The sequence below is a fragment of the Microbulbifer sp. ARAS458-1 genome (assembly GCF_045348205.1).
Lineage (GTDB): Bacteria > Pseudomonadota > Gammaproteobacteria > Pseudomonadales > Cellvibrionaceae > Microbulbifer.
Genome location: NZ_CP155838.1, coordinates 2,349,538 through 2,364,094 on the forward strand (window position 1 = coordinate 2,349,538; position 14,557 = coordinate 2,364,094).

Sequence of the window (14,557 nt, forward strand, 5' to 3'; positions counted from 1 at the left end):
GAGTGGTTCAGGGTTCGATTGGCCAGTGTTGCAATGACAGGCCGCTTTCATCTGCCCTGATACACCACGCAAACTTACCCCAGTCGCCGAGCACTATGCGTTCAGCTGGCCGTCCATTTGCAGTCATTGCATGGCGGTCCGGGCGATGTGTGTGTCCGTGGACCAGCGTCTGGGCGCCGTGGGTTTCCATCGCTTTAACCACTTCTTCCGGGGTCACGTCCATGATGTCTTCCGCCTTCAGGCTGTTCATGGATTTTGAGGTGGCGCGGATCTGCGCGGCAATCTGGCGGCGCTCATCGAGGGGTTTGGCGAGCAGGCCCTGTTGCCACAGCGGGTTGCGGGCCTGCCGGCGGAACGCCATGTATTCCTGGTCCCGGGTGCACAGGCTGTCACCGTGCATCAGCAGGACTGGCTGACCCGCCAGTTCTACCAGGCTCGGATCCGGAAGCAGGGTAGCGCCGCAGCGCTGGGCGAAGTCCTCACCCATCAGGAAGTCCCGGTTGCCGTGCATCAGGTAAAGGTCGGGGCCGGAGGTGGAGTAGGTGTAGAGTTGTCGCGCAACTTCTTCGATCAGGGGGGCATCGTCATCGTCCCCGATCCATACTTCGAAAAAGTCGCCGAGAATATACAGCGCGTCCGCGCTAGCCGCAGGCCCTTTCAGGAACTCGAAAAAGGCCCGGGTAATGTCCGGGCGGGATTCGTCCAGGTGCAGGTCTGAAATCAGGTAGGTTGCCACTGGTCTGCTCCGCCCGGGGTCGCTAGGTGTGAGAAGTTGGTACGCGAGGTCCGCTTACTTGTCCGCGTAGGCGTCGGACACGGTCACACCGGTAATTTCGATGGTCTCGGTGGGGACGTCCTGGTGGAAGCCGTTGCTGCCGGTGGGAACGTCTTTGATCTTGTTGACCACGTCCATACCGTCAACCACTTTACCGAATACACAATAGCCCCAGCCCTGTGCGTCCTTGGCACGGAAGTTCAGGAAATCGTTGTCCTTCACGTTGATGAAGAATTGCGCAGTGGCGGAGTGCGGGTCCATGGTACGTGCCATGGCCAGGGTGCCGGTGTCGTTTTTCAGACCGTTGTCGGCTTCGTTTTCAATAGCGTCGCGGGTCGGCTTCTGGTCCATGTTCGGGGTCATGCCGCCGCCCTGAATCATGAAGTTGTTGATCACCCGGTGAAAGATGGTGCCGGTGTAGAAGTCGTCGCGGCAGTACTGCAGGAAATTCGCGGCGGTCTTCGGCGCCTTGTCAAAATCCAGTTCAATGGCGATGTCGCCGTAAGTGGTGTGCAGAGTGATCATAAAATGTCCTGTCCGGGGTCGGTTTGGGGCGGCATGATACTCTGTTCACAGACCGACGCAAGCCGCGCAGTCCGGTAACATCCAAGCAGTGAAAACCCCATGCGGCGGCAGCCATCTGCGTTATAATCCGCCGCTTACTTCGAGTCGTTGATTTAGAGAAAGCTATGACATCCGAGAGCAAGCCCGCTCACTTCCTCCAGAACATCATTCGCGAAGACCTGGCCGAGGGCCGCGTCGAGCAATTGACCACCCGTTTCCCGCCGGAGCCCAACGGTTACCTGCATATCGGTCACGCCAAATCCATCTGCCTGAATTTTGGCCTGGCGAAAGAGTTCGGTGGCCAGTGTAACCTGCGTTTCGACGACACCAACCCGGCCAAAGAAGAAGAGGAATACGTAAACGCGATCAAGCGCGACGTGTCCTGGCTGGGGTTCGATTGGGCAGGGGATGTGCGCTACACCTCCGACTACTTCGACCAGCTGCATCAGTGGGCCATCTACCTGATCGAGCAGGGCAAGGCCTACGTCTGTGACCTGACTGCCGATCAGGCGCGGGAGTACCGGGGCACCCTGAAAGAGCCCGGTAAAAACAGTCCTTACCGCGACCGTTCCGTGGAAGAGAACCTGGATCTGTTTGCGCGTATGACCGCTGGCGAATTCGACGAAGGTAGCTGCAGCCTGCGCGCCAAGATCGATATGGCTGCGCCGAATATCAACCTGCGCGACCCAATTATCTATCGCATCAAGAAAATGGCCCATCACCAGACCGGTGACAAATGGTGCGTGTATCCGAGCTACGACTTCGCCCACGGCCAGTCGGATGCCATTGAAGGGATCAGCCACTCCATCTGTACCCTAGAGTTCGAAGATCATAAGCCTCTGTACGACTGGTTTATCGAAAACCTGCCGGTGCCGGCGCGCCCGCGCCAGTACGAGTTTGCCCGCCTGCACCTGAACTACACCGTTGTGTCCAAGCGCAAGCTCAAGCAGTTGGTCGACGAGGGTTTTGTGGACGGCTGGGACGACCCGCGTATGCCCACCATTTCCGGTCTGCGCCGCCGCGGTGTCACTCCGGCCTCTATCCGCCAGTTCTGCGAAATGATCGGTGTGACCCGCTCCGACTCCACGGTGGACGTGGGCATGCTGGAGTACGCGATCCGCGACGACCTGGATAAGAATGCCCCCCGCGCCATGTGTGTGATGGAGCCGCTCAAGGTGACTCTCACCAATTACCCGGACGGGCAGCAGGAAATACTGAGCGCCCCGGGCCACCCGGTGCGCGAAGATCTGCCGGCGCGTGAGCTGCCGTTCACCAAAACCCTGTATATCGAGCAGGAAGACTTCCGCGAGGAAGCCAACAAAAAGTACAAACGTCTGGTACTCGGCAAGAAAGTGCGCCTGCGCAACGCCTACGTGATCCAGGCGGACGAAGTCGTCAAGAACGATGCCGGCGAGATTGTTGAAGTGCTGTGTTCCGTAGACCTGGATACCCTGGGTAAAGATCCCGCCGACGGGGTCAAGCCGAAGGGTGTGATCCACTGGGTATCTGCGGACAACAATGTCGATTGCGAAGTGCGCTTATACGACCGCCTGTTCAATGAGGAATCCCCGGATGTTGGTGACAAAAACTTCCTGGAGTCCGTCAACCCGGACAACCTGAAAGTGCTGACCGGCTGTAAAGCCGAAATCGGCCTCGCCGAAGCGCAGCCAGAAAAAGGCTATCAGTTCGAGCGCAACGGGTATTTCTGCCGCGACAGCAAATACGGCACGCCGGAAAAGCCGGTGTTCAACCGCACCATCGGGTTGCGTGATAGCTGGGCCAAAGAGCAAAACAAATAGGTCCCAGGTGCTGGATTCCGGCATACGCCGGAATGACGGAATTAAACACTCGTCATGCCGGCGAAAGCCGGTATCCAGAGCGTTGGGACCGAGCCGAAGGGTGGATAAGCGCAGCGCATCCACCGTCCGTTACCAAAAAGCCACAAAATTAGAAACAGCGAGAAGAGATGTCTCTCAAGGTTTACAACACCTTCTCCGGTGAAAAGGAAATCTTCAAGCCCATTCAGGAAGACCGCGTGCGTATGTATGTGTGCGGTCCGACCGTGTACAACCGTGTACACATCGGCAACGCGCGCCCGGCGGTGGTGTTTGACACCCTTTATCGCGTACTGAAAAGCCTCTACAGCGATGTGGTATACGCACGCAACATTACCGACATCGATGACAAGATCATGAAGGCTGCGCGGGATAACTGCGAGGAAATCGGTGCCCTCAGCGCGCGGTTTGCCCAGGCCTATTTCGAAGATATGCACGCGCTCAATACGCTGCAGCCGGATGTGACTCCCTATGCCACCGAGCACCTGCCAGAAATGATTGCCATGATCGAGGCGCTAGTTGAAAAAGGGCACGCCTACGCGGCCGAAGGGCACGTGCTTTTCGCAGTACAGTCTATGGACGACTACGGCAAACTCTCCAAGCGTTCTCTCGACGATATGCTCGCCGGTGCCCGTGTGGAAGTGGCACCGTATAAAAAATACGCCGGTGACTTTGTACTGTGGAAGCCGTCTTCCGAAGATGAACCGGGTTGGGACAGTCCCTGGGGCTACGGTCGTCCGGGCTGGCACCTGGAGTGTTCGGCGATGATCAAAAAGCATCTCGGGGATACCATCGACATCCACGGCGGTGGTCGTGACCTTACTTTCCCGCACCACGAGAATGAAATTGCTCAGAGCTGCTGCGCTAACGGCAAGGAGTTCGTGCGTTACTGGATGCACAACGGCTACGTCAATATTGACGGTGAAAAAATGTCCAAGTCCCTGGGCAATTTCCGCATGGTCAACGACCTGCTGCAACAGTACCCCGGTGAGGTGCTGCGCTTCGCATTGCTGTCAGCGCACTACCGCTCGGAGCTGAATTTCAGTGCGGATCTGCTGGATCAGGCCTGGCGTTCTCTCGATGGCCTTTACGGCGCACTGCGCGAAACGCAATCCGTTGAAGCGGCTGAAGCGAATCTGGAAGGCTCCGCGTTTATCGAAGCCCTCCATGACGACCTGAATACGCCGATCGCGATCAGTGAGCTGCATCAGTTGGCGCGCGAACTGAACAAGGCCGCCGATGCCCACAAGTCAGCACTCAAGGGCCAGTTGCTGGCCGCAGGCGAGATGCTGGGAATTCTACAACAGGATGCAGAAGCCTGGTTCAAACAATCCCGCGGTGACGACGAGATCAATGAAGAGGAAATCGAAGCCCTGATCGCCGAGCGTCAGCAGAGCAAGAAAGACAAGAACTTTGCCCGCGCTGATGAAATCCGTGAGGAACTCAAGGCTAAAGGCGTGGTATTGGAAGATAGCCGCGAAGGCACCAAGTGGCGTCGGGAGTAATGTTCGGATAAGCGCTACTTACATCGTCATTCCGGCATGCGCCGGAATGACGAAATAAAAGATAAAAAATTAGAGACAACGACCATGAAAAAGATCTTCTCAGTTGCATGTATCCTCTCCGCCGCATTCCTGCTCACTGCCTGCGAACCCAAGCGCGGTTCCGATGCCTGGTGCAAGAAAATGGATGAAACCCCGAAGGGCGACTGGAGCTTCAAAGACGCCGGTGATTACACCAAATACTGCGTACTGAACCAGAAACCAGAAGACCAATAAGTCGTCCACTCGGAAGCCTGCCCGTTGTTCTTTGCAGATTCCTATCAGCACTTCTTCCGCCCGCTCACTGGTAAATACCGTGAGCAGGTGGTCGAGTGCCTGCGCCTGCTGTATGAACGCCTCTACACCGCGAAGGCGGACTATGGCGAATCGCTGACTCGCGAGCAGATACTGGAAATTTTCGCCGAAGCACTGACTCGAGCCCCGCAACTGGATAGCGACGGTAGCACTGAGTCGGAAGGGCGCTTTCGCGGCTTGCGTGAACAGGCGACCTGGGTACTCAATAGCCTGGTTGAATTCGGCTGGTTGGAAAAGCTGGTGGACACCGCCACACTGACCGTCTCTTATCCTTTCAGCCGCCGCGGTCGTCTGTTTACCCAGCCAATGGTGGAACTCAATAGCACCCGCGTACGCACCCGCCACCGCAATACCCGCAACACGCTGAACTCCCTGGATGCTTTCGCCAATCGCGGCGAGGTCTATGACCTGATTGACGCCTGGGAGTATTCCGAGCGTATTGTTGCCGACTTCACCGACATGATTGCAGAGCTGGAGGAGCGCAAACGGGAAATGGTGCGCGAGGTGGAAGCACAGATTCTCGTGCAGCAGGCCACCGACGAATTTTTTTCCTTTATGGAGAGTCGTTTCCAGCCGGATCTGGCAATCCGCTTATCCGCGGATAGCGTGGAAAAACATCGCGACAGTATCAGCCGAGTCATCGGCCAGATCCGTCGCAAAGACAACAGTAAGAAAGCCGAGTGGGAGCAACGGCTGCGTCAGCAGTTGCCGGAGCTCCACGCGGAAGGGCAGTCTGTGCTGTGGTTAATGCTGGATACGATCGAAGACCGTATGCGCCGCGCCTGTGAAGTGAAGCTCCCGGCATTGCGTCAGGCCCTGCAGGGTTTTACCAAGCGGGCGGAAATCATTATCCGCCAGTTGAGCTACCTGCAAAGCACCACCGAAGGTGCCTTTACCGATCTGTGCCAGGAGCTTGGTGCAAACAGCGATCGCGATGAATTACTCGGCAAATTGGGCAGCGACCTGGCTGCCTTCCAGTTGCGATTGTTTGATCCCAGGCACACCCAGCTGTGGCAGCGCAGCCGCCGCCAGCCGGTCAATACCCTGGTGGAAGACGATGCGCCTATCGACGACGATAGCCAGCGTGGCATCGTGCTGCAGCAATTGCTGGATCAGGCTTTCAATTTCAACGGTAGCGATCTGCGAACCTACCTGAGTAATGCCCTGGGTTGCGGCCAGGTCGTCAGTAGTACAGAGCTGCCGTTGACCAATGCCCGCGACCTGCTCGCCATGAGCCATGCCCTGGAGGCGGCAGCCGTTTCTCAGGATGGCAGCGGCCCCTTTGTAGAGGTGACCTTCACTGGCGAGACCGCCAGTAACGATTACTTTGAACAATTCGATGAATACACCCTTGAACTAAAAACCGAGTCGAAGAAACCGTGATTGAACAGGCTTTGGACGAGGCACTGGCCCAGTGCCGGCTGACTCGCAACGAATTTTCCGAACTGCTGGTGCGCCTGCTGGATTACGGGGTCATCTGCCGGGATGAAAGCAATGTGGAAACAGTGCTGTACGACCGCTTTCAGCGTTGCGAACAGTTGATCCGCGAGTGGATCGCGCCGCTGGGCCTGCGCTTGCAGCACGACAACCGTTTCCAGTTTATCCGCGTCTATCCACCCGGGGCGGAAGTCCCCGGTATGCCGGATCAGGAAGAGCCGCATCACGGTGGTTTCCGCGCGCGCCTGTCGCAGCAGGAAGTGGCGGCGATTCTGGTGTTGCGGGTGGAGTACGACAAATCTCTGCGGGAAGGTCAGGTGGATGATCAGGGTTGTGTGGCCTTGACGCTCGAGGCGTTGGAGCTCGGCCTGCGCAACCTTTTGAAGATGTCCCTCCCGGACAAACTTGCCGAGCGCAAACAGCTACTGAAGAAACTCCGTCAGCTGCGCCTGATTCAATTCAACGGTGAAGACAGCGAGGCCGTGGCCGAAACCCTGCTGCGGGTGCGCCCGACCATTGCGCAGTTTGTCAGTGAATCCGCACTGGCGCAGCTGTTGGAAAGCGATGCGCCGAAAGACGAAGTAGAACAAGCCGAACGGATTACCCCGACCAGCGAAGATCACAGTCTCTTCGCCACTGAACAATAGTGCCGTCATTCCGGCGTAGGCCGGAATCCAGCGCTACGTAGTACTGGATGCCGGATCAAGTCCGGCATGACGAAGGCATATCTGCCACCGAGAAAAATGAAACCGAGCACTCGAAACGTATGTTTCTGAAAAAACTCATCCTGATCAACTGGGGCAACATTCCCCAGCTGGAATACGACTTCGGCCCCATCAACCTGTTTTCTGGCGGCAACGGCTCCGGCAAAACCACCGCGGCCGACGCCATTCAGACCCTGATGACGGCAGCCCACGATACCCTGTTCACTTTCAATCCGGGGCAGGACGAGACCACCCAGCGCGGTCGCGGCGGCAAGCAGGTACGTACGCTCGCGTCTTATGTACTCGGCTGCGATGATGGCAGCTACGCCCGCCTGCAGCCCACCGATTGTTACATTGCCGGTAATTTCTTCCCCACCGACGGCGAAGACGGCGAGCCGTTTACCGCGGTTATGGCGATTCGCGCGCACTTGGATACCAGCTCCAAACCGGCGCAGGCTAGACAGGACAATCTCAAGTTTTTCGTAATTCCCGGTGAGCAGCTGGCCATGGGCGATTTCATCAAGGAATACAAAGACGGCAAGCATCTGTTGCCGTTGGACAAGTTTTACAGTGTCGTCAGCAAGCAGTTCGGTAAGGTCGAGCAGTACGATAAAAAGAAAGCCTACCTGAGACGGCTTTATGGCGCACTGCGCGGCCGAAAGGATGCAGTGCCGGATCGTGAGGCTACCCACGCCGCGCGCACATTTGCCAACTTTATGGCCTACAAGCCGGTAAAGAGCATCAACGATTTTGTCGCTCAGGAAGTACTGGAAAAGCGCGATCTCGGAGAAGCCATCCGCTCTGTTTCCGAGCTGATGAAAACCATTCATGGCATGGAGCAGGAGGCACGGGAGATTGTCGACCGTGTGGATGCGCTTGCGCGCATTGGCGAGTCTGCGGACCTGTATAGCGAACAGTGGTTGCAATTGCGGGTTCAGGAGTACGTGCAGGCCAAACACCAGCAGTTGCGAGTGCAGAAAACCTACGTTGAGGGGAAAAACCGGCAGAAGGAAACCCGTGCGGAGCTCGAACGTACCGGCCAGGAAATCCTCCAGTCGGAGAGTCGCACCCGCCATCTGAGCGAACAGCTGGTGGCGATCCAGGCTCAGCGTCAGGGCGTGGCGGCGCTGCGCAGCAAAGACGAGCTGGATCAGAAAATCGCCGAGGCTAACCGCGCGCTGTCTTCTCTGGCAGCGCCGTTGGCGGCTCAGCAACAATTGTTTGCGGCTAACCAGGAAGCCGCCGGCGAACTGCTGTCCCTGTTGAGCACCACCTCCGTTTCTCTTGAGATTCCGGCGTTCAGTGACGGTGGCCTGGTCAAGTCTCTCAAGGCGGTCGCTCGCAGTGATGCGTTGCCAAAGCTGGACGGTCTGCTGGGCAAGGACTGGGTTGATCTGTCCGCCCAGGAATCGCTGCGAGAAGTGGTGGCCAACTTCGAGGCCCAGCAGAATCGATTCGTGCAGCTGATGACCGGAGCGGAACCGGGCGAGGTGACCCTGCGGGATCAGGTCAACGACCTGGTGTCCCGCGGCGAGCTGAAGGTGCAGCAGGTACAAAAGCAGTTGCACACGCAGGAATCCCGGATTCAGCATCTGCACGCTAATCGTGTGCGTTACCCACAGTATGTGGACCAGGCACTGGCGGCCATTCGTGAGCAATGTCCACAGGCGGAGCCACAGGTGCTGTGTGATTTTGTGGAAGTGCTGGATGAGCGCTGGCAGATGGCGGTGGAAGGTTATCTGGGGGGGGCGCGTTTCTCGATTATCGTGGACCCGGATTACGAGGCGGAGGCGATGCGTATCGTACGCAGTATGCCGGGCCGTAGTAACCGGGCGCGGGTGATCCAGGGGGACAAAGCCCGCCGGGATGCCGAGCGTTTGGACGCGCAGAATAAATCCATCGTGGAGTTGATGTCCTTCAGCCACAAGACCGCAGAATATTATCTGCGGGCGTCCTACGGTTCCGTATTGCAGGTGCGCGACGCTGAAGAACTGAAAGGCACCCGACGCGGCCTGACCTCGGAAGGGCTCGCCAGCGGCAACTACAGTATGTGGCGGTGCGATATTGACGATAGTGAGCTGGTGTTTGGGCAGGGTGCGCGGGCGCGGGCACTGGCCGCGCAGGAACACGCGCTACAGCAGCTTCTGAAAGAGGCGGGTCAAATAAATGAGCAGCAGCAACAGTTGCGTAGACTGGCGCAGGCTGTGCGCAACCTTAACCCGCTGAAATTGCTGGATGCAGTCGATAGCGCGCTGGATGCCCAGCGTCAGGGCCGCAATGCGGAGCAGGCGCTGTCCAACCTTGATCTCAACGATGGCCTTGAGTTGGAGCAGCAGGCCAACGAACTGCACGATAAACTCGAAGCTGAACGCCAGCAGGGTGCTGGTTTGCAAAAGCTTGCCGGCAAACTGGAGAGTAATCTCGATGGCATCGGACGCCAGCTGCAGGCACTGTCCGCTCAGCTGGATCAGCTGGACGAGGCGCTATCCGATAGCGAAGCCGCCGTGCAGCGTATTGCCCAGATTACCCCGGACTTCGATGCGGAATCGACCCTGCAAAAAGCGGATGACCAGGCCGCGCAAGCCGACGACGGTTTCGATTTTTCCCAGGATGTGGCCGAGTGGCGCGGTCTGTTACAGAAATACAGCCACCAGTTGCTGAAGGCGGTCATGGAGTACAACAGCAGCTGCAGTACCGGCGATACCCTCTCATTCGATCCCGATTTTGCCGCAGGTCACAGCGAACGCCAATTTAAACTGGTTTGTCAGCTGGTGGAGCAGGTGACCGCACTGCGCAATCGCCTGAAAAATAATCTGCTGGTGGACCGCCACGAGCAGCTGCAAGGACTGAAAAAATCCTTTAACACCACCTTCGTCACCCATTTGTGTCACGCGATTTATCAGTCCATCAACGATGGTAAGCGCGTGCTGGACGACTTGAATCTGGAGCTGGAACACCACCGCTTCGGCGCGGATCGCGAGCGCTTCCGCTTTGATTATCGCTGGGTGCCCGAGTTCAAGGAATACTGGAACTTCTTCAAAGCAGTGATTGAATTGCCCAACCTGGGCGAAGAGCAGAGTCTGTTTGATGCGGATCTGGATCCGAAGCATCAGAAGGTCCGCGATCGGTTGCTGGGTATGCTACTCAGCGAAGACGAGCAGGTGGCGCGCCGTGAACTCGACCGCATCAGTGACTATCGTAACTACCGCAACTACGAAATCTACAAAGAGCCTCAGGGTAAGGAACCCATCGCGCTCAGCCAGTACGGGACTGGCTCCGGCGGCCAATTGGAGACCCCAGCCTATATCATTCGCTCCGCCGCGGTGACATCCGCCTTCCGTTTCAATGACGGTAACAGCCACCTGAAAATGGTATTGGTGGATGAGGCATTTTCCAAGATGGACGAGTCCCGCTCCCGCGAGGTGATTCGCTATCTGACCGAGACTCTGGGCCTGCAGCTGCTGTTTATTATGCCCAGCAGTAAGTCGGGGCCTTTCATGGATCTCATCTCGAACCAGTTTGTGTTTAGCAAATGCCCGAGCCCCAAACCTATCGGAGAATTAAACACGCGGGTGTACGTTGACCGCAAAGTCTGTAATCAGGAAAAAATTGCCAAACTCTGGGCCAACCACCGCCACACCATTCGGCAACAGGCGAGCCTGGAGTTTCTGGATTTGCTTGATGAGGTATCTGAATAAACCTCGCATTTCATCATCTCAGCAAAGGCCGGGATCCGGAGCTACCAAGCTGGATACCGGATCAGGTCCGGTATCGCTGTTATGCTCGGACACCGGATCACGCCCGATACGATGAGGAAGCGAGCGGCCTTGCTGGTCATAGATTGAACTTGCGTTTTACATGCCAGTTCACGGAATATATCCCCACTTCCGGTAGTATTCGCCGAATTATATACAGTAATCGCGCATAAGCAGGGGAGGCTTGAATGCGTCAATTTTCGATTTTGTTGGTCTTCGTGGTGGCCTTTGGAGGCGCTGCGGTGTTGTACGAACAGGAGAGCCGCAAGGTAAAAGGGGTGCTGTCCCAGATTACCGATTTGCAGGCAAAGCTCGGTGATATGCAGGCGGAAATCAATCGTCTGAATGCGGAGCTGGAAGCGGTGAAGCTGGCGGATCGCCGCCGCCCGAACCTGAATACCGTTGCCAGCCGTGTGCTCAGGAACGCCCCGGCGGAACCCAGTGCCCCGGTCAGCCAGCATGCGCCTGGGGTGCGCAAACGTGCCCTTGTCGCTGGAGACGTGACTACTACCGGTCCGGCTATTCGCGCGAATCAATCTGAAAGTGACGAGAGCGAGTGGGCGAGGCCATCGGTCGATGCGGAAACCTATGAAGGGCAATCCGAAGCGGAAGCACCGGTAACCGATCCCTACCAGTAACGTTTTCAGTGACCCGGCGGGCGGGCTTTATTCCGTTCTGTCCAGCCCGTACAATTACTTCTGAGCCCGCTGTTGCGGGCTTTTGACATTCTGGTATGGACTGATTTACCGGACGCTAATGCTCGAGGTCGCTATGACGGTTACTGCATTTTATGAATCTCTCACCAGTCAACTGGCTGGTCTACTGACCGGTGAGCGGGATTGGCTGGCCAACACGGCCAATGCCAGTGCGCTGCTCTGGTTGGAGCTGTCGGACATCAATTGGGCCGGTTTCTATTTTCTGCATGGCGATGAATTACGCCTCGGCCCATTTCAGGGTAAGCCTGCGTGCACTCGTATCGCTGTTGGCGCGGGAGTTTGTGGTACCGCTGTGAAAACAGGACAGTCACAGTTGGTGGAAGACGTACACGCTTTTCCGGGACATATCGCCTGCGATGCGGTTTCTGCGTCGGAAATCGTCGTTCCCTTGTATAACGGTGAACGTTGTATCGGAGTTCTCGATATCGATAGCCCGCAAATAGCCCGCTTTACCGAGCAGGATCTCGCGGGTATTGAGCTGTTCGCGCAAACACTGCTCAAGCACTCGGAGTTGCCCGGTAGCTAAGGCGCAGGTGCTCTGGGATGGCGATTATCTGGCGACAGTGCCGCGGCGGCGATCGTTATGAGGTGCGCACCCATGGCGCCTCCGTGCGGTTATACAGTAATGGTGTATTCCATTCCCAGTGGAACCCGAGAGACCCGTTAAAGGGCTCCTTGTGGGAGCTGCTGTTGCTACCGACCTTTTTTCGGCCCCCTGAGCAGGTCAAGCGTGTCCTGCTGCTTGGGGTGGGGGGCGGTGCGTTGATTCGGTTGTTGCAGTCATTTGTGGCTCCGGATTCCATTGTGGGTGTGGATATCGATCGCGTACACCTCAATGTTGCCCGGCGCTTTTTCGGTGTGAAAGGGGCTGAACTGATTTGCGCGGATGCCCGCGAGTATCTATCCGGGTGTCAGCAGTCCAAGGCCGCGCAGTTCGACTTGGTAGTCGATGATCTTTTTGGACATGCAGATGGTGAGGCTCGGAGAGCCTTTCCCGCCGATCCGGACTGGTGCCGACAGCTGCTGAATATCCTAGCTCCTCATGGTGTAGTGGTCGGTAACTTTGGCTGTCGCCGGGAGTTGCTGGATAGCGGCTGGCGTACTTCAGTGGTTCGTTCACAGCTTGCGCCCGGCAAGGGCGCCTGGACCTTCGAGCACCCCGAATACGAAAACTGTATAGGTGTTTTCAGTCGTGCTCCTCTCCTCCGTGCCGATCTTCTTCAGTGGGCCCCTTCCGCAATTAATCCCCGCGATCCGTGCCGAAAATTGGATGCCCGTCTGCGCCCGCTTCGGTAGGTCGAACCGGGGGATTTCGATTGGCGGGTTAATGATCCTTGAGTCTATACTGATTTTAGTCAGTTATTTTCCCGGGACCAGTTGATGCGGTACAAGACCTTGGAAGATGTGATCCAGGAGGGGAGGGAGTTCCACCTTAAGTTAAGCCGTCAGTACGAAGAGTTCGAACTACTTTCCGTGAATGCGCGCGCCAGTCTCTTGCTTGACCAGTTAAAGCGCCGGGAGGTCTCCATGACGCATACTCTGGAGAACTTTCGGGAAGATGTGGGGGAGGGGGCGTTGCATACGTGGGTGCAGTTTGCACCAGAGGGGCGTGAGCCTGAGTTACTGCAACGGTTGCGCAATACGGATATCACGGATGTGGAAGCCATTGGGCAAATAGCGATGGACATCGAAATGTATCTGGCGGACCAGTATCGGGATCTGCTACTGGTGGCGGATACACCCAGCGCGAAGCATGCATTGGAGCGTTTACTTGAGCTGGAGCAGCTCGAGGAGCATACGCTGTCAATGAATCTGTTCAACCTCAGAGATTACTGATTTGGTTAAGTAATTTCCGGGGAAGTGTCGGTGATTTATCGCAATAGGCGATAGATACAGAAACCTCTGGCCTTCTCCAGTAACTCCACTTGCTGAAAGCGTTCCTCAGCTTTTTTCCCCAGCGGAATAAATTCATTTACCACAAATAATGCCGTGCCTTTCGGGCGCAGTATACGTGCTGCCTGATCGAGAAAGCGTGTTGTCAGATCACCTTCGACCTGGAACCCCTGGTGAAAAGGCGGATTACACAAAATCATATCTGCTGACGCGCTGGCTATTTCCGATCCGGCATCACCGGGAATGACTTCACCTGGAATCTTGCTCTCAGTGAAGTTTTTTTCACAGGCAAGCAGTGCCGCAGCATTGTTGTCTGTAGCCAGGATGTGCGCCTGCGGGGCCAGTTTTGACAGCTCGCGACTCAAGTAGCCATAACCGCAGCCCAGATCCACCGCGGTAAAAAGAGCGGGCCGCATATGGTCGGCAAGGTGATTGGCCAGCAGGGCGCTGCCCACATCGATTTTGTTCCAGCCAAACAGGCCAGGTTTGGAATAGAGGCCATCCAGTTCTATCAGCGCCCGGAGCCACGGGTATTCGCTATCGTCCAGTGGCGCACCGAGTGTCGTGCCAACAGGAAAATTGTTGCGACTCAGATATTCCGTGCCGTGTTTTTGCAGGCTCTTCTGCGTGCCCAGGTACTGAGCTGCCTTTTGCGCGTAGGTCTTGATACCGCTGTTCTTGCTGCCCAACAGAATCAGTTCGCCGTTTTCGCGCAACACGAGCGGTGCGGAATTGATGACATGATGAACCGCCGCCTTTTCCTTGGAGACAGGGTAAATAATCTGCGAGAAATCCGAGCCGGCTTTTGCCAGCTCAAAGTCTGAAAAAATGGCGGTGATTCCACACTGTAGCGCTGCCTGTACCAGATCCCAGCGGTTACTGAGTAGCGTTCCAGAAAAGGAGAAGCCCTGGGTTAGCAGGGCTTTGGCGTTCTCGTCTGCGATCCAAAGGGTGTTCGCGTCACTTTCGCGTAACAGTTGGGAGAGCAGGGCAGGCATAGTTGGATTCCGGCGGAAGTGATC

Annotated in this window: 13 protein-coding genes; 10 read left to right on the forward strand and 3 right to left on the reverse strand. The window is 56.7% G+C overall.

From position 1 onward, the window contains the following. Nucleotides 1-7 precede the first annotated feature (7 nt). Nucleotides 8-736 carry a UDP-2,3-diacylglucosamine diphosphatase gene (locus tag AAFH99_RS09640; RefSeq protein ID WP_043316661.1) on the reverse strand — a complete coding sequence of 243 codons (729 nt, stop codon included), beginning with the start codon at nt 734-736 and terminating at the stop codon, nt 8-10. Nucleotides 737-790: 54 nt separating this feature from the next. Continuing rightward, complete coding sequence (locus AAFH99_RS09645; RefSeq protein ID WP_406827602.1) at nt 791-1,300, reverse strand: peptidylprolyl isomerase; 510 nt, start codon at nt 1,298-1,300, stop codon at nt 791-793. Nucleotides 1,301-1,464: 164 nt separating this feature from the next. Between AAFH99_RS09645 and AAFH99_RS09650 the strand changes: the two genes are divergently transcribed. From AAFH99_RS09650 to AAFH99_RS09695, 10 genes are all read left to right on the forward strand, one after another. Further along, nucleotides 1,465-3,138, forward strand: a complete 1,674-nt coding sequence (locus tag AAFH99_RS09650; RefSeq protein ID WP_043316656.1) for a glutamine--tRNA ligase/YqeY domain fusion protein — start codon at nt 1,465-1,467, stop codon at nt 3,136-3,138. Nucleotides 3,139-3,305: 167 nt separating this feature from the next. After that, the gene (gene cysS, locus AAFH99_RS09655; RefSeq protein WP_406827603.1) at nt 3,306-4,679 is read left to right on the forward strand and encodes a cysteine--tRNA ligase; all 1,374 of its coding nucleotides are present in this window, start codon (nt 3,306-3,308) and stop codon (nt 4,677-4,679) included. A gap of 84 nt (nt 4,680-4,763) precedes the next feature. Continuing rightward, nucleotides 4,764-4,952 (forward strand): DUF3012 domain-containing protein, encoded by a 189-nt coding sequence (locus AAFH99_RS09660; protein ID WP_406827604.1) that lies wholly within the window; start codon nt 4,764-4,766, stop codon nt 4,950-4,952. A gap of 24 nt (nt 4,953-4,976) precedes the next feature. Then, complete coding sequence (locus AAFH99_RS09665; RefSeq protein ID WP_406827605.1) at nt 4,977-6,413, forward strand: Wadjet anti-phage system protein JetA family protein; 1,437 nt, start codon at nt 4,977-4,979, stop codon at nt 6,411-6,413. After that, a complete protein-coding gene (locus AAFH99_RS09670) occupies nt 6,410-7,114 on the forward strand; it encodes a DUF4194 domain-containing protein (protein WP_043316646.1) in 705 nt (234 codons plus the stop codon). The genes AAFH99_RS09665 and AAFH99_RS09670 overlap by 4 nt, the downstream gene beginning before the upstream one ends. A 119-nt stretch (nt 7,115-7,233) precedes the next feature. Continuing rightward, nucleotides 7,234-10,869: an ATP-binding protein gene (locus tag AAFH99_RS09675; protein WP_406829174.1), complete on the forward strand. Its 3,636-nt coding sequence runs from the start codon at nt 7,234-7,236 to the stop codon at nt 10,867-10,869. Nucleotides 10,870-11,114: 245 nt separating this feature from the next. Beyond that, nucleotides 11,115-11,564, forward strand: a complete 450-nt coding sequence (locus AAFH99_RS09680; RefSeq protein ID WP_043316645.1) for a hypothetical protein — start codon at nt 11,115-11,117, stop codon at nt 11,562-11,564. Nucleotides 11,565-11,697: 133 nt separating this feature from the next. Then, nucleotides 11,698-12,168 carry a GAF domain-containing protein gene (locus AAFH99_RS09685; RefSeq protein WP_156035129.1) on the forward strand — a complete coding sequence of 157 codons (471 nt, stop codon included), beginning with the start codon at nt 11,698-11,700 and terminating at the stop codon, nt 12,166-12,168. Between the two features lie 17 nt (nt 12,169-12,185). Next, on the forward strand, nt 12,186-12,938 hold the full coding sequence (locus AAFH99_RS09690) for a methyltransferase domain-containing protein (RefSeq protein ID WP_043316643.1): 753 nt from the start codon (nt 12,186-12,188) through the stop codon (nt 12,936-12,938). An 84-nt stretch (nt 12,939-13,022) separates the two neighbouring features. Continuing rightward, nucleotides 13,023-13,478: a hypothetical protein gene (locus AAFH99_RS09695; RefSeq protein WP_043316641.1), complete on the forward strand. Its 456-nt coding sequence runs from the start codon at nt 13,023-13,025 to the stop codon at nt 13,476-13,478. A 35-nt stretch (nt 13,479-13,513) separates the two neighbouring features. Here AAFH99_RS09695 and AAFH99_RS09700 read toward each other — a convergent pair whose 3' ends face one another. After that, the gene (locus AAFH99_RS09700) at nt 13,514-14,533 is read right to left on the reverse strand and encodes a class I SAM-dependent methyltransferase (protein WP_051686938.1); all 1,020 of its coding nucleotides are present in this window, start codon (nt 14,531-14,533) and stop codon (nt 13,514-13,516) included. Between the last annotated feature and the right edge of the window lie 24 nt (nt 14,534-14,557).

Excerpts from the sequence above, each read along its gene's own strand:
- AAFH99_RS09690 (WP_043316643.1), top strand. The coding sequence starts at position 12,186 with ATGGCGATTATCTGGCGACAGTGCCGCGGCGGCGATCGTTATGAGGTG.
- AAFH99_RS09680 (WP_043316645.1), top strand. The coding sequence starts at position 11,115 with ATGCGTCAATTTTCGATTTTGTTGGTCTTCGTGGTGGCCTTTGGAGGC.
- AAFH99_RS09685 (WP_156035129.1), top strand. The coding sequence starts at position 11,698 with ATGACGGTTACTGCATTTTATGAATCTCTCACCAGTCAACTGGCTGGT.
- AAFH99_RS09700 (WP_051686938.1), bottom strand. The coding sequence starts at position 14,533 with ATGCCTGCCCTGCTCTCCCAACTGTTACGCGAAAGTGACGCGAACACC.
- AAFH99_RS09650 (WP_043316656.1), top strand. The coding sequence starts at position 1,465 with ATGACATCCGAGAGCAAGCCCGCTCACTTCCTCCAGAACATCATTCGC.
- AAFH99_RS09645 (WP_406827602.1), bottom strand. The coding sequence starts at position 1,300 with ATGATCACTCTGCACACCACTTACGGCGACATCGCCATTGAACTGGAT.
- cysS (WP_406827603.1), top strand. The coding sequence starts at position 3,306 with ATGTCTCTCAAGGTTTACAACACCTTCTCCGGTGAAAAGGAAATCTTC.
- AAFH99_RS09660 (WP_406827604.1), top strand. The coding sequence starts at position 4,764 with ATGAAAAAGATCTTCTCAGTTGCATGTATCCTCTCCGCCGCATTCCTG.
- AAFH99_RS09675 (WP_406829174.1), top strand. The coding sequence starts at position 7,234 with ATGTTTCTGAAAAAACTCATCCTGATCAACTGGGGCAACATTCCCCAG.
- AAFH99_RS09695 (WP_043316641.1), top strand. The coding sequence starts at position 13,023 with ATGCGGTACAAGACCTTGGAAGATGTGATCCAGGAGGGGAGGGAGTTC.